The organism is Butyricimonas hominis (genome assembly GCF_014287455.1).
Lineage (GTDB): Bacteria > Bacteroidota > Bacteroidia > Bacteroidales > Marinifilaceae > Butyricimonas > Butyricimonas muris.
The window spans coordinates 92,296-109,445 of sequence record NZ_JACOOH010000007.1 but is presented as its reverse complement, the minus strand read 5'-3'; the positions used below and the strand labels follow the sequence as shown (position 1 = coordinate 109,445).

Sequence of the window (17,150 nt, the reverse complement as noted above, 5' to 3'; positions counted from 1 at the left end):
CGAATAAAGTTGTTTTACCAACTTTATTCGTACCGTATGGCGTCAATCGGGTTGAGGCGGGATGCCTTTTGTGCCGGATACCACCCGAAGAATATACCGGTAACGGTACAAACCAGAAAGGAGAGTACTACCGAATATAATTGGATGTATACAGGCCACCCGATCACGTATTTAATAACTAAAGAAGAGCCTATGCCGAGAACAACCCCGATGAGTCCGCCCGTGATGCTGATAATCACAGCCTCGATAAGGAACTGAAACAAGATATGGCGTCCCTTTGCCCCGATAGACATACGGAGTCCGATCTCCCGGGTTCGTTCCGTGACGGAAACGTACATGATGTTCATGATACCGATACCACCTACCAGCAGGGATATTCCTGCGATACAAGCCAATAGCACGGTCATAAGATCGGTCGTGGTACTCATCATGGAACTTAGTTCCTCTTGCGAGCGCACGTTGAAGTCATCTTCGGCTCCCGCGGCAATCTTGTGATTCTGCCGCAGGATAGCTGATATTTCTTCTATTGCCTCTTGCGAGTCTTCTTCCGTGACCGCGGATGCATATATTCCTTGAATATAAGTGATTGCCAGTAATCGTTTCTGTATAGTGGTATAAGGAGCGATAATCATATCGTCTTGATCTTGTCCCATGGAATTGTATCCCTTGGGTGCCAATACGCCGATAATACGGAATGGGGTTTTGTTGAACCGAATGGTTTTGCCGAGCGGTTCTTCGCCCTTGGTGAAAAGGTTGTCGACGACGGTTTGCCCCACGATGCAAACTTTGGCAGATGTTTTGATGTCATGATCCGTGAACATTTCACCCTCTCCGACACTGAATTTCCGAATGTCGAGATAATCTTGGTTTACCCCGTAGATTGAGGTCGGGGCGTTGTTGGCGCCGTAGATAACTTGACCGCTGGAGTTCACGGAAGGGGTACATTTATCAATCAATTCAACTTCCCGTACAATGGCTTCATAATCTTCCATTTTCAGCGTTTGCATACTGCTGGCGCTTTGACGTACACCCCCGAAGCGACCGTTACCGGGATGTACCATGATCATGTTGGAACCCATTTCCGATATTTGTTCACGAATACTACGTTTTGAGCCTTGACCGATAGCCAACATGGAGATCACGGATGCTACCCCGATGATGATTCCCAACATGGTAAGGAATCCCCTGAACTTGTTATTAGCAAGGGCTCGTAATGCGATTCGTATTAAATTTCCGTAATTCATGTATCCGTTTATGATTTAAGATTTGAGATTTATGATTTTAGATTAGATGACCAATGTTTTTATTAATCGTAAATCGTGATTCATAAATCTTAAATTAGTTAGTTTTCAATTGTTTCGTCGTTCTCTTTCGGTAGCGCTGCCAGTGCTTCCTTGGCAGAAGCGACATTCGGGTTGATGGTGTCTTCCGTGATATGTCCGTCCCGCAACACGATGTTCCGGCTACTGAATTGTGCTATTTCCGGGTTATGGGTAACGAATATAATGGTTCGTCCCTCCGAATGTAACCGTTGGAAAAGCGTGAGGATCTCGAAAGAGGTTCTCGTGTCGAGGTTCCCGGTCGCTTCGTCTGCAAGCAGGATTACCGGATCGTTCACGATTGCCCGTGCGATGGCAACACGCTGCTGTTGTCCCCCGGACATCTGGTTGGAACGATGGTTTACCCGGTCGCTCAAACTTACTTCTGCCAGTGCTTGCATGGCTTTTTCCTTGCGCTCTTTGGCAGAAAAGGTCGGATTGTAGAGCAACGGGAGTTCCACGTTTTCCAAGGCTGTCGTTTTCGGGAGTAAGTTGTAAGATTGGAACACGAAACCTATCTTGCGATTGCGTAATGTGGCACGATCATTTTTCCCCATGTCCCTGACGGCGATCCCGTCAAGGTAATAGTCACCCGAGGTAGGGGTATCAAGGCATCCGAGGATATTGAGCAGAGTGGATTTCCCGGAGCCACTGGTACCCATTATCGTTACGAATTCCCCCGGTTGGATGGAGAATGATACACCGCGTAAGGCGTGTACAACTTCTGAACCGACCGTAAAATCCCTCCTCAGGTTCTCTATTTTTATGATATCGTTTGTCATGTCTTTTGTTTTACTTATTTTCTTTTTTGTCCGGGACGGGGCGGCATGAACGGGTTGGATTCTCCGCCGTTATCGCCGGATGCCGAGGCTGCACGTGCGCGTTGTATTCCGACTACCATGCGAGCTCCTTCCTGTATTCCTTCTTTTACCTCCATGTAAATACCGTCGCTTACCCCCGTTTTAATGACTTTCGGGACAATGCCTTCTGCTGTCAGTAGCCATACCGTTTTTTCTCCTCTTCCGGCTTCCGGTGCTTGCATGGCTTCCGGCGTGAAGCGGAATGCTTTCAGCGGGGCAAGCAAAATATTGTCTTTTTCCATCGTGTACACGGTAATGTTTGCCGTTAATCCCGGTTTCAGCTTCAAGTCCGGGTTCGGTGCATCAATGACAACTTCGTAAGTAACCACGTTTGACTCGGTCGTCGGGTTCAGGCGTACTTGTGTCACATCGCCCTCGAACGTATCTTCCGGGAATGCGTCCACGGTAAATGTTACGCGTTGTCCTTCTATTACTTGACCGATGTCGGCCTCGTCCACGTTGGCGATTACCTGCATCTTGCGCAAGTCGTTGGCAATCGTGAACATGGTTGGCGTTTCGAAGCTGGCGGCAACGGTTTGTCCTTCTTCTACTTCTCTCGATAGTACCACCCCGTCAATGGGAGAGTAAATTGTAGCGTATTCGAGATTCGATTGGGCTTTAACCAAGGTAGCTTGCGCTTTCTCGTAAGTCTGTTTTGCATTCTCGTATTGATATTCGGCTTCCTCGAATTCCGTGTCACTGATTAATCTCTTCTCGTGCAATTGTTTGAGGCGTTTGTAATTCTTTTGCTGGTATTCATACGAGTTTTTGCTAGACTTCAAGTTCGCCATCTCGGATTTTAATTCTGCCTCCAGCAATTTTCTGTCAAGTTCGGCTAGCAGTTGCCCTTTCTTTACTACTGAATTATAATCTGCGTAAATGCGTGAAATTGTTCCGGAAACTTGTGTACCCACGTCTACTTTGGTAATAGGTTCAATAGTTCCCGTGGCGGTGACTGTATTATTGATAGCTCCTCTTTTCAATTCGACGGTTTCGTACGTTACGGCTTTTTTATCTCCCGAGCGGAAGAAGAAAAAGGCTCCTACAATGACTGCAAGGACAATGATTATGGTTACAATCTTTTTCATTCTGATTATTGTTAATATTTTATACTATAATTCGATGGGTTGATTCCGGTAGAAGTTCAACAGTTTGAGCGAAAGAATAGCTTCGAATTTCGCTTGAATCTGTTCTTGCAGAGCGGAGAGATAGTTGTTCTTTTCCGTGAGTAACTCTACCGTGTTCTTCATGCCTTCGTTAAACTGTTCCTGCACGAGGTTGTAGCTCATCGTGGCGGACTTGACACTGTTTGTTGCCGCGAGATAACGGCTTTGCGAAGCTGTCACGTTCTGGTGCAGTGTTTCTATCGTTTTCCATAGTTCTTTGCGGGTATTCAGTTCCTCCAGTTGAGCCGTTTCGGTTTGTAGCTTTGCTTTTTCCACTGCCGATTTCGTTTGGCGGTTTCGAGAAATGGGGATACTTACGTTAATCCCCAAATTCTCGTTCAATCGGTTATTTATTTGTTTTGAAAAAGAATGATTCGATTCGGAATCATGGTTCGTGGAAACAGATGCGCTGAAAGTAACACTCGGTAAACGATCGCCGGCTGCTATTTTTTCATTCAATTGGGAGGCTTCCACGTTCAATTGACTGTTTTTCATCTCAGGCATTGTTTCAAGGGCAACCCGATAAACCTCGCTCAATGAAGGGACAAGGCTGAGGACTTGTGTACTGTCCAGTTCCGGGAAGTATATATCGAAGCTGTCATTCGGTTCCAGTTCGAGAATTTGTTTCAGTTGTAATTTATTTAGAGCAAGCGTGTTCTCTGCCATGGTCACGCTATATTTATCGTTACTGTTTTGTGCTTCAATCTGCGCGAAGTCGCTGATGGCAATGGAACCGGCATCCAGTAATTCTTTGGAGCGGGCTAGTTGTGCTTCCGAGGTTTCCAGATTCTGACGGTTTGTCTTTAATGATTCGTTCGCGTAAAGTATTTGTAAATAAGCCTCGGTAACGGCAATCTCGATATCATTTTCCGCCATATTTACTTGATATTCTTGAGCTTCATTTGTCATTTCCTGTTTGCGTATGGAACGGGTTAATTTTCCCCCGTTGTACAGTGTCAACCCGCTGTTTAGCGTGTAACTGCCCGTGTATGCGCTTTGTGATTTGAATTTACCGTCGCTTTGTTCTATCTTCTGGTGTCCCCAGCCTTGAGAACTGCTGAACGTGAGAGAGGGGAAGAGTTGGGCTTTGGCTTCCAATAAATCCACGTTACTGCTTTTTTGGCTTACTCGTGCCGATTGTACTTGGATGTTATTTTTCCGGGCATAATCAATACAATCCTTGAGAGTCCATGAAGAAGTGGGCTTTTCTTCTTGAGAAAAACCCACTAAGGACGGAATGATTATAAAAAGGATGGTTGCAATGTAAGTACGTCTTATTTTGTTCATAGCCTTTGTTCATTTTGTTTGATGCAAACATAAAGCATCCGACAAAGGCTTACAAATCATTTAGATGTTCGGGGAAAGCGACTCGACAAAAAGGGATATTTTATCGACGAATGGAATTGCACGTAAAGAAAAAAGCCCACAACAACATTGTGGGCTTTGCTAGCTCCTCAGGTAGGACTTGAACCTACGACCTACGGATTAACAGTCCGCCGCTCTAACCAACTGAGCTACTAAGGAATTTTCTCAAATCGTGGTGCAAATATAGAGCCTTCCGGGGAATTTGCAAAATATTTCGGCAAAAAAATATGCCCAAAATGTAAATAAAATGCAGCCTGTATAACGATATCCGTTATAATCAATAAAATAGCTTTTGAAAAAAAACTTTCAAAATAAGAATACTTGCGCTTTTAAGCGTGTAAAGCTGCGAAAAGTTGTAGATTTGCGGAATCAATCAAAAATATAACAGCTATGGATTACATGAAAGAATTGAACGTGGCGGTCACGGTATGCGATAAAGAAGGTAAGATACTTCAGATGAATGAGAAATCCCAGAAAACAAACCACGGTAATCTGGTGGGGCAAAACGTGTTTGATTGTCATCCGGAACCTGCACGGACGAAGTTGGGCGAGTTGATGGAACAACATGCCACGAACGCGTACACGATAGAGAAGGGTGGGGTGAAGAAATTGATTTATCAGACACCGTGGTACGAGAACGGGGAGTTCATGGGATTGGTAGAATTCTCTTTGGAGATACCGTTTGAAATGCCGCACTATATCCGGAAACCGAAAATAGAATAATATTTATCTTCGATTTGTAAAACATTTTAATGGTTTTATAGGTATACACTTTATAACTATAAATAACGATAATACCTATAGAACTATGGAACAAAAGAAAAAACTTACGACGGAAGCCGGAGCGCCGGTCGGTGATAACCAAAATATTCAATCGGCTGGTCCTCACGGTCCGGCATTGTTGCAAAATGTGTGGCTGCTGGAAAAGTTGGGGCATTTTAACCGGGAACGTATTCCGGAACGAATCGTGCATGCTAAAGGAAGCGGGGCTTTCGGAACTTTCACGGTAACAAATGATATCACTCGATACACGAAAGCGAGCATTTTTGCCCAAGTAGGTAAAAAGACCGACGTTTTTATGCGTTTTTCCACGGTAGCGGGAGAGAGAGGAGCCGCGGATACCGAACGGGATGTACGGGGTTTTGCCATGAAGTTTTACACGGATGAGGGCAACTGGGATTTGGTGGGCAATAACACACCTGTTTTCTTTATTCGTGATCCTTTGAAATTCCCCGACTTTATTCACACGCAAAAGCGTGATCCGAAGACGAACTTGAGGAGTAACACTGCCATGTGGGATTTCTGGAGTCTTTCGCCGGAATCGTTGCATCAAGTGATGATTTTGATGAGCGACCGGGGTATTCCCCAAGATCTGCGGCATATGCATGGATTCGGTAGTCATACATTTAGTTTCTATAATGCCAAGAATGAACGTCATTGGGTGAAATTCCATTTGCGTTGCATGCAAGGTATCGCCAATTTCACGAACGAGGAGGCAGAGCAAATCGTGGCAAAAGACCGGGAACATTCGCAGCGGGATTTGTTCGAGAATATCGAGAAAGGAAATTTCCCGAAATGGAAAATGTGCGTTCAGATTATGCCGGAGGAAGATGCTAAAACCTATCGTTTCAATCCTTTTGATTTAACTAAGGTGTGGAGTCATAAAGATTACCCGTTGATTGAGGTCGGAATTATCGAGTTGAATCGTAATCCGGAGAATTATTTCGCGGACGTGGAGCAGTCGGCTTTCAACCCGGCTAATGTTGTTCCGGGAATATCGTTTTCGCCGGATAAAATGTTACAGGGGCGTTTGTTCGCGTACGGGGATGCTCATCGTTACCGTTTGGGTGTCAATGCTGATTCGATTCCGGTAAATACACCTCGTTGTCCCGTGCATAATTATCATCGTGACGGGCATATGCGGGTTGATGGCAATAACGGCGGGGACGTGAATTACGAACCGAATAGCTTTGGTGGTCCCGTGGATGATAATAAATACAATCAACCGGCTTTTGATATTGAGGGTAAGGGGGATCATTACAAGCAAGATAAAGATTACTACACCCAACCGGGAGATTTGTATCGCTTGGTACCCGAGGATGAAAAGAAACGGATACACACGAACGTGGCTACAGCTATGGAGGGTGTTCCCGTGAATATTAAAGTCCGGGTAGCTGCTCGCTTTTATCAAGCAGATGAACGTTGCGGTAAAGGTATTGCCGAAGCCGCGGGATTAAATATGAACGATGTACTTGCCGAGGTGAAACGCCAACAGCAAGAATAATAATTGATTTATTCTGTACGAGGGTGACCTAAAAGTCACTCTCGCTAACTCTTTCTATTGGACTCTGTCAAAGAGAATTCCGGAAAGTTCTTCTGCACGAAACTTTTGGGTAGTTTCTTTATTACTTCCCTGTAAGAATGTTCGACGAGTTCCTCGATAAACTTGTCGGAAAGACTACCGTGCATGTAGACACCGTTCCAATGTTTTTTGTTGGAGTGATAAGCGGGGGTGATTTCCGGGTATTTTTCCCGTAGTTCGATAGCCCGGTCCGGATCACATTTCAAGGCGATTGTTTCGAAGGGCATGATATCTGCGTACGTGAACATTTTATTGAACACCTTGAATACCAACGTCGTTTCGTCAAACGGAAATTCTTCCGTCGTGTGTGGGAAAGAAAGACACAATTCTCTAAATTCTTCAATATTCATATTTGTCGTGTTGCTCGGGAACAAAGATAAAGATTTTTATTGAAAGGTTACATGTGCCAACTCGAACTCACGGGAGAACCCGGATTGTTGAAAATGGCATATTATGCCGGCTTGGGACGGAGCGATAGCCAAAGTTTCGAGTATATCGAGGTGTTGATCTATCGGGAATCTATTTGAGATAGTATATAAATAAGATAAATAGTGTAATCGTAATTAGAATAAGAAACAAGAAGAGAGAGCCGATAAAAGCAGACATGTGGTAATCCCTATCCTCTCGAATCGTGTTCACGAGCGGGGGAATGCTAATGGCCAGAAGGGGAACCAATACGCAATTGGCCAATAAAAAAGTTAGGCTTTCAATAGAGAAGCGAAAGGTGAAGAATGCCACAATAGAGAGTATGCCGGAAATAATACCGGCAATCAACGCTTTTTTGATGGCAGTTTTTGAAGGTTCCATACATGAATGTTTTGGAAGACAAATGTAATCATAGTAAACGAAAAAACGACCTACAAATGGTCGTTTTTCTTGAAAGGGTGGAGCAGCGGGGAATCGAACCCCGGTCCAAACACGGAATCAATATGCTTTCTACATGCTTAGCTTTTTGTTGGTTTTCGAATATAGCCCGGAAAAAAGCACCCAAACTATACCTTAGCTTCTAAAGTTTCATCAGCGTCGCGAAGCAAGACGTTGACTAACCTCGTATTGCCTGCACCCCGGATGCTGGTTGGCACAAGGTGGGACCGCCAGCGGGATGTCCTGTCTCCACTACCTTGAGCGGAGATTAAGCCTCAATCTACTGTGATTCGATTAGGCAGCAAGAGCGTAATTTCTTTCGCCAATTAAAATTTTGCGTCCGGGATTAACGGGCCGGCTTCACTACGCCCGACATGCTTACATACCTATTCATCATGCTGTCAAATCCACGTCTGCCCCTTCGGTATGCAGGTACAAAGATAGGAAATAATTGAAAATTGAAAGTTGAAAATTGAAAATAATTTCTTTCCGACGATCACTAAATCATAAATCGTAAATCATGAATCATAAATTCCTTACTCCGTCAAGTGTTCCACGAGGATTTTGATACCGATGGCGATGAGGATGATGCCACCGAGAAGTTCGACGTTGATGCCTTTGATCTTGCCGAAACGATATCCGCAGATAACCCCAAGCAAAGAAAGGGTGAAGGTGACAAGGGCGATTATGAAAGCGGGGAAATAAATACTTGTTTTCAGGAATGCCATACTGACGCCGACAGCTAGCGCATCAATGCTGGTGGCAATGCCAAGGGTGATAAGAGTTTTGTTGGAAAAAGACGAGATGGTTGTTTCCTCTTCCTCGAATGATTCGTAAATCATTTTGCCTCCCAGAAAACCAAGCAATACAAAGGCAATCCAATGGTCGAAAGAGGTGATGTACGAGCTGAAGCTAACCCCGAGCAACCAACCGAGTAAGGTCATGCCTCCTTGAAATATTCCCATGGTGAAGGCAAGGCGTAATGATTGATTCATGCGAAACGGTTGCATAACGATCCCCCCGCTGATACTTACAGCGAGGCTATCCATTGCCAACCCTAAGGCGATCATTAATACGGAGATAATACCCATGCATGAAATTTTTGACAAAAGTATAAAAATGATGGCGAAATTAAGCGCAAAAAATGTAACTTTGTAGATAAGGAGAGTTTATTTATAATAAGAATAGATATGAATTTGCAGACGAAGGTTAATATTACGGCACCCGATTTTATGATAGATTACAGTTCCAAATTGATGATGTTGGGATCGTGTTTCGCGGAGAATATGGGAGGTAAGTTTTCATATTACAAATTTGATGTTGATGTGAATCCTTGCGGGATTGTTTATAATCCGCGATCGGTAGCTAATGTGCTCCGTTTGATCGTGGAGGGGAAGAAATTCGGGAAGGAAGATTTGATGCAGGTCGGGGATAAGTGGGTGAGTTTGTTCCACCACGGGGCTTTTTCTTCGACAGATCAAGAGGAGTGTCTGGATAAGATTAACCGTCGGTTGGCTCGTGCCACTGAAGAGATTCGCTCCGTGGATTTACTGGTGATCACGTGGGGAACGGCATGGGTATACCGACACACGGGAAAAGACGTGGTCGTATCGAATTGTCACAAGATCCCCTCGCAGGATTTCGAGCGTTATCGGTTGAACGTGGAAGAGATCGTGAAAGAGTACACGGAATTGATCGGGAGTTTGCAGAAGGTGAATCCCGGAATGCGGGTATTGTTTACCGTGAGTCCTATTCGGCACTGGAAAGATGGGGCGCATGGAAACCAGTTGAGTAAAGCAACCTTATTGTTGGCAATCGACCAATTGCGGGAAAAGCTGAATAACGTGTATTATTTCCCGGCTTACGAGATCGTGCTGGACGAGTTGAGGGACTACCGATTCTACGCGGATGATATGTTGCATATGTCCAGCCTCACGATTGACTATACTTGGGAGAGATTCCTGTATAGCTTTATCAGTCCGGAGGTGTTGGGACTGATGAACCGGATTGGAAGGATAAACAAGGCGGTAGCTCATCGACCTTTTGATCCGGCGTCAAATGATTATCAACGTCTGGTAAAGAATTTACTAACGGAAATAGTAGCGATTTCCCGTTCTTTCCCGTCAATTGATTTTAGTGAAGAAGAAAGAAAACTGAAAGATTCGGTAAGCAAGTGATGATTATCCGTGTTTCATGGCACTTGGGTACGTGGATGGTAGCTGTGATTTAGAGAGAGGGCATTAGTTCTTGTGGTGTCAGCGGAATCGTGTCTTGTTCCACCACGGGAGCGAGTTCTTTCAAATAGATCACGGTCTTCACGGGATAAGCCCCGGCATATTTCTTACGAATACGTTTTAATGCGGGGATAGTCTCGATGCGGGTACGGAAGTTGCCGACACGGATTTTAAAGTCGGGATCCGTGTATTGCAGATAGGCACGAATATCCGGAAATTCTTCCTCGAATCGTTGCGTGTAACTTTTCAACGTGTCGATGTTGGTATTATAAGAACTGACAGATAATATTTGGATACGATAGCCTTGGAAAGCCTGTTCCTTCCTGTTGACGGAAAGATTCAGTTTCATTAGCTGTTCGATTTTCGGGTCCCCGTGGAGCGTAACTTTCCCGCCCGTGATAGAGTCTGCTTGAGAGAGTTGTTTGAAAAAGTCTACATCCGGTTTCACCGCGGGTATAGTGTCTGTCTGTGCCCAAGTTTGATGGGTAATGAATAATATTAAAATAACAAGTATTGATTTCATGAATAAATGTCTATCGTGATACAACTAATTCGACTTCAATCGACAAAGATAGTATAAATTGTCTTTTTGTGGTAGAAAAATAGATAAATAACACTATTTTTGTAGCCGTGAATATGAAACATTCTACATGAATAAAATAGGAAAAGATGAATCAAGTAACAGATCAACAAATCATTGAAATATTGAGAAGAGAGGCCGTTCCGGCCTTGGGGTGTACCGAGCCAGTAGCCTGTGCTCTGGCTTGTGCAAAATGTAAAGAGGTATTGGGAGGCGTGCCCGAGCATTTGGATGTACTGGTTAGTGGCAATATTTATAAAAACGGCATGGGTGTCGGGATTCCCGGAACCGGAATGGTAGGTCTTCCTATCGCCGCTGCTTTGGGAGCGGTTTGCGGGAAGTCCGAGTACGGTCTGGAAGTATTGAAGGACGTGAACGTGGGGGATAACCTGCAACGTGCCAAGGATTTGTTAAGTCAGGTTACGGTTTCTCTGAAAATGGATGCCCCGGATAAATTGTACGCCGAGGCATTGGCAACCAAGGGAAATGATAAGGTGAAAGTGATTATTGCTCACACGCACACGAATATCATTCTGGTGGAAAAGAACGGGGAAGAGCTTTTCAAGAGAGAATTTAAGTTAGATACGACAAAGAAAGAAGATAAGGGACCGGAGTTAAGTGTGAAACGTATTTGGGATTTCGTGCACGAGGTAGACGTGAAAGATATTGAGTTTGTTTTGCAAGGAGCCGAGATGAACAAGGCCATTTCTGCCGAGGGGTTACAATCTGAGTACGGTTTACAAATTGGTAAGACGCTGAAAGAGAATATAGATAAGGGATTGTTGGAGGACGATTTGCTGAACCGCACATTGATTCGTGCGACGGCAGCGTCGGATGCCCGTATGGATGGGTGCCCGAAACCGGTTATGACAAATTCCGGTAGCGGTAATCAGGGGATCACGGTGTATTTGCCCGTGGTGGTGGCTGCCGAAAAGTTCGGGGCTTCACGCGAGCAGTTGGCTCGCGCCTTGGCATTGAGCAACCTGATCGCGGTGCATATCCACCATTACATGGGACATCTTTCTGCTCTTTGCGGGATTTTGATTGCCGGTACGGGAGCTGCTTCGGCTATCACTTACTTGATGGGCGGTACTTACGAGAATATGGTCAACACGATCAAAACGATGTGTTCCAACTTGACCGGAATGATGTGTGACGGAGCTAAACAGGGATGTGCCTTGAAAGTTTATTCCGGGGTATCTGCTGCCGTACAGGCGGCTCTGTTATCCATGAACGGTATAAAAACAAATAATGACGGGATAGTAGAAGAGGATATCGAGCGAACCATTCGTAACGTGGGATTGATTGGAACCAAGGGAATGGAGGAGACGGATAAGACGATCCTGAACATCATGTGCAACAAGGAAACAAAATAGTTTTTGAATTTGAACCCGTACGTGAATATACACACGCATCATGTCGGTGAAGGAATCAATGTCTTGGATGTTGGAGAGGGAAAAGCGTGGATTGAAGACGAGAAAAGACGGGGGATAGAAGAGGGGCAGGAAGTTTTTTACTCGGTAGGTGTTCATCCGATGAAACTCGGGGAAATTGGAGAGGATGCTTTGACGTGTGTAAATGACATGCTTTGCACGGGGAGAGTTATCGCGATCGGAGAGTGCGGTTTGGACCGTCGCTCTCCGGTTTGTATAGAGGAACAGGAACGGGTGTTGGAAAGACAGGTTGAATTGGGCGAAAAGTTTCGGAAACCTCTGATTATTCATTGTGTAAAGGCGTATTCTGAGTTGATAGCTATTCGGAAAAAGATGAAATCTTCGATTCCGTGGATTATTCACGGGTATAATAATAACGAACAGATATTACGACAATTGTTGGAACACGGGTTTTATATTTCCGCGGGGACGGCACTTTTAAATGACCGCTCCAACGCTTTTCATTTGTTACGACATGTTCCTTTGAACAGGTTGTTTTTGGAGAATGATGACAAGACGGTGGGGATTGATGTTATTTACAGCGTGGCATCCGGTATATTGGGACTTACCGTGGAGGAATTGAAGAGGGTGACAAGGGATAATCTAAAGAATGTTTTTGCGATATAATTATGGATTGGCTGAGTAGAACGGAATTGCTCTTGGGACAGGAGCGGTTGGGACAGTTGAAAAACGCGCACGTGTTGGTTGCCGGATTGGGTGGTGTAGGGGCGTATGCCGCCGAGCAATTGTGTCGGGCGGGGATAGGCGAGTTGACGATTATTGACGGTGATAGTGTAGACGTGACGAATAAAAATCGGCAGTTACCGGCATTGGACAGTAATATCGGGAAGGCGAAAGCGGAAATCATGGCTGCCCGATTCCGGGATATCAATCCGGACATCCGGCTTCACGTGATCAATGATTTTATCAAGGACGATCGGATGATCGAGATATTGGAGATGGCGAAGTATGATTACGTGGTAGACGCGATAGACACATTAGCTCCCAAGATTTTCCTGATTTACCATAGTCTGCAAAAGGGATATCGTATCGTGAGTTCCATGGGTGCCGGGGGAAAAATGGACCCGACACAGGTATGTATTGCCGATATTTCCAAATCTTATAATTGTAATCTTGCCCGTATGCTTCGCAAAAGGCTTCATAAGCTGGGTGTTTACAAGGGGGTGAAGGTCGTGTTCTCGCCAGAGGAAGTTGCTCCGGAAGCTATTGTATTGAGCGAGAGTGAGAATAAGAAATCGAACGTGGGAACGATTTCTTACATGCCGCCCGTGTTCGGGTGTTTTTGTGCTTCGGTGGTTATCCGTGATTTGGCGGAGCCTGTTTCTAGTGAAGACCTAAAGAAGAACTAGTGAAGTCCTAGGGAGATCATTCCCCGGTGGCGGTGTTTATGTGCTTTTAGCGCATACTTTCTATATCTGAGATTATAGGATCTTCACAGGATAACCGGAGCAAGAACGGAGGAAGGGTATGATTACCCTAGGACTTCGGTATTATTATAGTGGGTCTTGGGTATTAAGCCGTATAGAGGTGTGTCGGCGAATAGCGATGAAATATCAAAATTAATAAAAATAACAATTTACTTGTAATTGATGTGATTAATGCATACGTTTGTAAGGGATGAATGCTGACTTTAAATGATGATAATAGACTGCAATCTATTTTTCAAGAACGATTTTATGGGAGGCGTGCGTTTCTAAAATGTGTTACTAAAAATTTTAACTATGAACTATCGAACTATTGGCTTGATCGCCCGTTACGAGGCGAAGGCTATCACGAGGGAATGGAGTTTCAAGGTTGTCACGGTATTGTGTGTACTGATTGTGGCCTTTCTTCACGTTATCACGCAAAGTAGTATCAAAGAACCGGAATGGATAGCGATATCCTTGCCTTCCGCGATTCCTTTTGCCAATGCTTATCTGGTAAATATCCTGCAAATCATTATCGCTATTTTCTGGGCGGGTAATTTTCTGCGGGAAGACAAATACGTGGATGCTAATTCATCTGTTTCGGCACGACCGTTTTCTAACATGGAGTTATTGCTCGGGAAAACGTTGGGTTTTATACTTGTTATTTTGTGTCTGGATATTTTGTTGGGGATCATCGCCTTGTCTATTCATTTATTGGCAAGTGATTCTCCTTTTGTTTTTTCTCCTTATGTATTTTACTTTTTAACCATAACTTGTCCGATTTTATTTTTTATCACGGGATTCACGATATGCGTGAAAGGAATAGCGCATAATTTTGCACTGGCTTGCGTCCTGTTGCTTGCTTTTCTTTATTTTGGCGTATTTTTCGGTAAAGGAGTGCTTTACGGTGCTTTCGATATTTTAGCCTTGGGGATGCCCAATGCTTTCTCGGATGTCACGGGATTTGCCGATTCGAGTAGTTTTCTGTTGCAGCGGTTCTCGTTTCTCGCTTGGGGATGCGGGTTAATTATTCTGGGAATAACTTTTATCTGTCGAATATCCAATAGTGCCAAGGCTAATTTCGCTACCGGGAAGTTCGGAATATTATTACTTGTGGTGGGGTTCGTTGTTTCGGGCTTTTATGTGGGTAAATATGTTCAAAGGGATAAAGAACGTGAGGTTGTTCGGGATGTATTCGTGAAATACCAGAATTTACCCAAGGTTAATGTCTTGGAGCATGATATAAATTTCAAACAAGAGGGATATGCTTACCTTGCCTCCAGTAAATTGAAAGTGTATAACCCGTACGAGTGGAAAATAGACTCTGTCGTGTTGTACTTGAATCCGGGGCTGGAGGTGTTGAAACTCGCTTCGGGTAAAGAGAATTTATCTTATCGGCGGGAGAGGCAAGTGATTGTTCTCGCGATGTCGATGCAGCCGGGAGAAACGAAAGAAATCGGGGTGGATTACCGGGGTGGTATCTCTCCAGCCGTCTGTTATGCGGAGGTGGTGAATATCGATTCTCTTGCGGCACGTTCACGTGGTTACTACATGTATAACATGGGACGTGATTATTATTATCTCCGCCCGGATTACACGTTGTTGACCCCGGAATGTTTATGGTACCCGACGAGTAAACCCACGGTGAACGTGAATGCACCTTACTTCACGGAGCGGGAATTTACTCGTTTCAAGTTGACCGTGAGTGGAGAGGATAAACGAGTACCGGTAGCCCCGGGAGAAGAGAGCAGGGAAGGTGATAATATTTGTTTTACCGGTAAATTCGGGGTGTCCGGGTTGACTCTTTGTATCGGTGATTATGTGCGAAAGGGGATTCAGTATGAAGACGTGTTCTATGAAGTTTTTCTGTTGCCGGGACACGAGTATCTTCTTTTTAAGGAGTTAGACATGGCAACACTTTTTGAACAGTGGAGTTTAGTATTTATGTTTGAAAAGAATAAAGCGTATGTATATGATAAATTGAATCTTGTCGAAACTCCGGTTCATTTTTGCGCGTATAGTAGGGATTGGAAGAGTAATAGCGAATATGTACATTCGGGAATCGTGTACCGTCCGGAAAGGGAGCCTTTATTCCGGTTGCCATTTAAACCCATGCATGACGAGAGAGAGGGTTTTAACCCCTCCGAGGAGTTTTGGAGGATGTATAGGCTTTTCTTGGATAATAATGTAATGGTGGATGTTCCGTCCGGCAATATGTTTTTGGGGCGATTCGTGAAACGTGCTCCAAGGGATTTCGTGAAAAATGTAAATGACATTTCTTCTTTGTTACAAAAAGACCATTATAGTGTACTTTCTACCGAGTTCGCGGGAATTGATCTTTTGTTCCACGAAATGCAGAAGGGATTGGGAGAGAAATTTGATAATTTTGCTGATAACTTTGCAGTCAGGTGTTTCAATGATTATAGTCTTGAAGAAATATTACGGGAGTCAAGTCGGGATATAAAATTGAATCTTGCGATACATCTTAAAGGTTATAATTTTTTAAAGACTCTTTTGTGTTCTGTTCCTTACGAGGAATTTGAAAGTTTTAATACCGATTTTATAGAAAATCACGCCTTTCAATGCTTTAGTTACGAGGAGTATTGCGAGGAGGTGAAACAACGATTTGGCATTGATTTTCTTGAGTTGACCCGGCAATTGTATTGCGAGAGAGGTTTACCCGCTTTTTATTTTAGAGATGTGCGGTTAGATGCGGTGGAAACATCGAAAGGTGAAGAGGGGCATGTGTTTAGTGTTAAAGTATGGAATAAGGGGGAACTGGATGGAATAGTTTCGATAAGTAGTTACAGGGGAAAATCACGGGATTATATTGTTCCGGCAAATGCTTGCAAAGAGATTAAATATTATAATGAATTCGGGGTGAGTGAAGGGGTTAGGATAAGTACGAACTTCGCGATGAACAATCCTTCGTTATTTTCTTTTGAAGATTTTCCTCAAGGAAGTAGGATAAGTGAGCCGATTGAAGGAATTTTTGACGCGGATACGATTGTTTTTGCTCCGGAAGCGGGAGTGTATATCGTGGATAATACAGATCCGGGGTGCCGTGTTGTCGAGGATAGGCGTGTCCTTGATAAAGTGTATGCTAAGAGTGAATCTAGTTACAAGGGTACTCGTTGGCGTGAGGCGGCTATGGGTGACTCGTACGGGGAACCGGTGAAAAGTTATTTAACGAAAAGATCAGGGGATGGTGTTTCTGCGGTTGAGTGGGAAGTGAATTTACCCGAGTCAGGGAAGTATGAATTGTTTGTTTATAATGATAATAGTGTGGATGCCGGTCTTGTAAAAAGTGGATGGCTAACGGCTCCCCGGGTGCAAACGTATCGGTTTGCTCATGCCGAAGGGGAGGAAACGATAGAATTATTACCGTTGGAAGAGGCGAATGGATGGGTTTCGATGGGGGTATATCAATTTAATGCAGGTATGGCAAAGATTAACTTGTCCGGACAGGGAGCGGATCCCAATCAATCTATCGTGGCAGATGCCGTGAAGTGGGTTAAAGTAAAATAATACTAATACTAT

At 44.2% G+C, this 17,150-nt stretch carries 16 protein-coding genes, 1 tRNA gene and 1 other RNA gene; 8 read left to right on the top strand and 10 right to left on the bottom strand.

Features of this window, described 5'->3' with window-relative positions:
- Positions 1-23: 23 nt before the first annotated feature.
- The 5 genes from H8S64_RS15670 to H8S64_RS15650 all read right to left on the bottom strand — a co-directional run bounded on the left by H8S64_RS15670 (position 24) and on the right by H8S64_RS15650 (position 4,869).
- A complete protein-coding gene (locus tag H8S64_RS15670; protein WP_099289962.1) occupies positions 24-1,244 on the bottom strand; it encodes an ABC transporter permease in 1,221 nt (406 codons plus the stop codon).
- Between the two features lie 98 nt (positions 1,245-1,342).
- Entirely contained in the window at positions 1,343-2,101 is a 759-nt protein-coding gene (locus H8S64_RS15665; RefSeq protein WP_186977293.1) for an ABC transporter ATP-binding protein, read from the bottom strand.
- Positions 2,102-2,115: 14 nt separating this feature from the next.
- Positions 2,116-3,273, bottom strand: coding sequence for an efflux RND transporter periplasmic adaptor subunit (locus H8S64_RS15660; protein WP_186977585.1), 1,158 nt, complete (start codon positions 3,271-3,273; stop codon positions 2,116-2,118).
- An 18-nt stretch (positions 3,274-3,291) separates the two neighbouring features.
- Positions 3,292-4,632, bottom strand: coding sequence for a TolC family protein (locus H8S64_RS15655; RefSeq protein WP_186977291.1), 1,341 nt, complete (start codon positions 4,630-4,632; stop codon positions 3,292-3,294).
- Between the two features lie 163 nt (positions 4,633-4,795).
- Positions 4,796-4,869, bottom strand: a tRNA-Asn gene (locus H8S64_RS15650).
- Positions 4,870-5,100: 231 nt separating this feature from the next.
- On the opposite strand from H8S64_RS15650, the gene H8S64_RS15645 reads away from it, so the two are divergent.
- A complete protein-coding gene (locus tag H8S64_RS15645) occupies positions 5,101-5,433 on the top strand; it encodes a diguanylate cyclase (RefSeq protein WP_186977289.1) in 333 nt (110 codons plus the stop codon).
- Positions 5,434-5,518: 85 nt separating this feature from the next.
- Positions 5,519-6,994 (top strand): catalase, encoded by a 1,476-nt coding sequence (locus H8S64_RS15640; protein ID WP_186977287.1) that lies wholly within the window; start codon positions 5,519-5,521, stop codon positions 6,992-6,994.
- 44 nt (positions 6,995-7,038) lie between these two features.
- Here the strand turns inward: H8S64_RS15640 and H8S64_RS15635 are convergent, their stop codons facing one another.
- A complete protein-coding gene (locus tag H8S64_RS15635) occupies positions 7,039-7,422 on the bottom strand; it encodes an MmcQ/YjbR family DNA-binding protein (RefSeq protein ID WP_099289968.1) in 384 nt (127 codons plus the stop codon).
- Positions 7,423-7,461: 39 nt separating this feature from the next.
- Here H8S64_RS15635 and H8S64_RS15630 point away from each other — a divergent pair, with 39 nt between their 5' ends.
- Positions 7,462-7,599 (top strand): CRISPR-associated endoribonuclease Cas6, encoded by a 138-nt coding sequence (locus H8S64_RS15630; protein WP_301332221.1) that lies wholly within the window; start codon positions 7,462-7,464, stop codon positions 7,597-7,599.
- Here the strand turns inward: H8S64_RS15630 and H8S64_RS15625 are convergent.
- The 3 genes from H8S64_RS15625 to H8S64_RS15615 all read right to left on the bottom strand — a co-directional run bounded on the left by H8S64_RS15625 (position 7,592) and on the right by H8S64_RS15615 (position 9,027).
- Positions 7,592-7,879, bottom strand: coding sequence for a hypothetical protein (locus tag H8S64_RS15625; protein ID WP_186977283.1), 288 nt, complete (start codon positions 7,877-7,879; stop codon positions 7,592-7,594). The genes H8S64_RS15630 and H8S64_RS15625 overlap by 8 nt on opposite strands.
- A gap of 75 nt (positions 7,880-7,954) precedes the next feature.
- Positions 7,955-8,356: a transfer-messenger RNA gene (ssrA, locus tag H8S64_RS15620) on the bottom strand.
- Positions 8,357-8,472: 116 nt separating this feature from the next.
- On the bottom strand, positions 8,473-9,027 hold the full coding sequence (locus H8S64_RS15615) for a manganese efflux pump MntP (RefSeq protein WP_186977281.1): 555 nt from the start codon (positions 9,025-9,027) through the stop codon (positions 8,473-8,475).
- 99 nt (positions 9,028-9,126) lie between these two features.
- Between H8S64_RS15615 and H8S64_RS15610 the strand changes: the two genes are divergently transcribed.
- The gene (locus tag H8S64_RS15610; RefSeq protein ID WP_186977279.1) at positions 9,127-10,113 is read left to right on the top strand and encodes a GSCFA domain-containing protein; all 987 of its coding nucleotides are present in this window, start codon (positions 9,127-9,129) and stop codon (positions 10,111-10,113) included.
- A gap of 49 nt (positions 10,114-10,162) precedes the next feature.
- On the opposite strand, the gene H8S64_RS15605 is transcribed toward H8S64_RS15610, so the two are convergent.
- Positions 10,163-10,693: an SPOR domain-containing protein gene (locus H8S64_RS15605; protein ID WP_186977277.1), complete on the bottom strand. Its 531-nt coding sequence runs from the start codon at positions 10,691-10,693 to the stop codon at positions 10,163-10,165.
- Positions 10,694-10,839: 146 nt separating this feature from the next.
- Between H8S64_RS15605 and H8S64_RS15600 the strand changes: the two genes are divergently transcribed.
- From H8S64_RS15600 to H8S64_RS15585, 4 genes are all read left to right on the top strand, one after another.
- The gene (locus H8S64_RS15600) at positions 10,840-12,126 is read left to right on the top strand and encodes an L-cysteine desulfidase family protein (RefSeq protein WP_186977275.1); all 1,287 of its coding nucleotides are present in this window, start codon (positions 10,840-10,842) and stop codon (positions 12,124-12,126) included.
- A 3-nt stretch (positions 12,127-12,129) separates the two neighbouring features.
- Positions 12,130-12,810, top strand: coding sequence for a TatD family hydrolase (locus H8S64_RS15595; protein ID WP_186977273.1), 681 nt, complete (start codon positions 12,130-12,132; stop codon positions 12,808-12,810).
- Positions 12,810-13,553 (top strand): tRNA threonylcarbamoyladenosine dehydratase, encoded by a 744-nt coding sequence (locus tag H8S64_RS15590; RefSeq protein ID WP_099289974.1) that lies wholly within the window; start codon positions 12,810-12,812, stop codon positions 13,551-13,553. Before H8S64_RS15595 ends, H8S64_RS15590 begins: the two co-directional genes overlap by 1 nt.
- A gap of 372 nt (positions 13,554-13,925) precedes the next feature.
- Positions 13,926-17,138 carry a golvesin C-terminal-like domain-containing protein gene (locus H8S64_RS15585; RefSeq protein ID WP_186977271.1) on the top strand — a complete coding sequence of 1,071 codons (3,213 nt, stop codon included), beginning with the start codon at positions 13,926-13,928 and terminating at the stop codon, positions 17,136-17,138.
- Positions 17,139-17,150 lie beyond the last annotated feature (12 nt).

What these genes read in the sequence shown, in the direction of transcription:
- H8S64_RS15670 (WP_099289962.1), bottom strand. Translation starts at nt 1,244, where the DNA reads ATGAATTACGGAAATTTAATACGAATCGCATTACGAGCCCTTGCTAAT.
- H8S64_RS15665 (WP_186977293.1), bottom strand. Translation starts at nt 2,101, where the DNA reads ATGACAAACGATATCATAAAAATAGAGAACCTGAGGAGGGATTTTACG.
- H8S64_RS15655 (WP_186977291.1), bottom strand. Translation starts at nt 4,632, where the DNA reads ATGAACAAAATAAGACGTACTTACATTGCAACCATCCTTTTTATAATC.
- H8S64_RS15645 (WP_186977289.1), top strand. Translation starts at nt 5,101, where the DNA reads ATGGATTACATGAAAGAATTGAACGTGGCGGTCACGGTATGCGATAAA.
- H8S64_RS15640 (WP_186977287.1), top strand. Translation starts at nt 5,519, where the DNA reads ATGGAACAAAAGAAAAAACTTACGACGGAAGCCGGAGCGCCGGTCGGT.
- H8S64_RS15635 (WP_099289968.1), bottom strand. Translation starts at nt 7,422, where the DNA reads ATGAATATTGAAGAATTTAGAGAATTGTGTCTTTCTTTCCCACACACG.
- H8S64_RS15625 (WP_186977283.1), bottom strand. Translation starts at nt 7,879, where the DNA reads ATGGAACCTTCAAAAACTGCCATCAAAAAAGCGTTGATTGCCGGTATT.
- H8S64_RS15615 (WP_186977281.1), bottom strand. Translation starts at nt 9,027, where the DNA reads ATGGGTATTATCTCCGTATTAATGATCGCCTTAGGGTTGGCAATGGAT.
- H8S64_RS15610 (WP_186977279.1), top strand. Translation starts at nt 9,127, where the DNA reads ATGAATTTGCAGACGAAGGTTAATATTACGGCACCCGATTTTATGATA.
- H8S64_RS15605 (WP_186977277.1), bottom strand. Translation starts at nt 10,693, where the DNA reads ATGAAATCAATACTTGTTATTTTAATATTATTCATTACCCATCAAACT.
- H8S64_RS15600 (WP_186977275.1), top strand. Translation starts at nt 10,840, where the DNA reads ATGAATCAAGTAACAGATCAACAAATCATTGAAATATTGAGAAGAGAG.
- H8S64_RS15585 (WP_186977271.1), top strand. Translation starts at nt 13,926, where the DNA reads ATGAACTATCGAACTATTGGCTTGATCGCCCGTTACGAGGCGAAGGCT.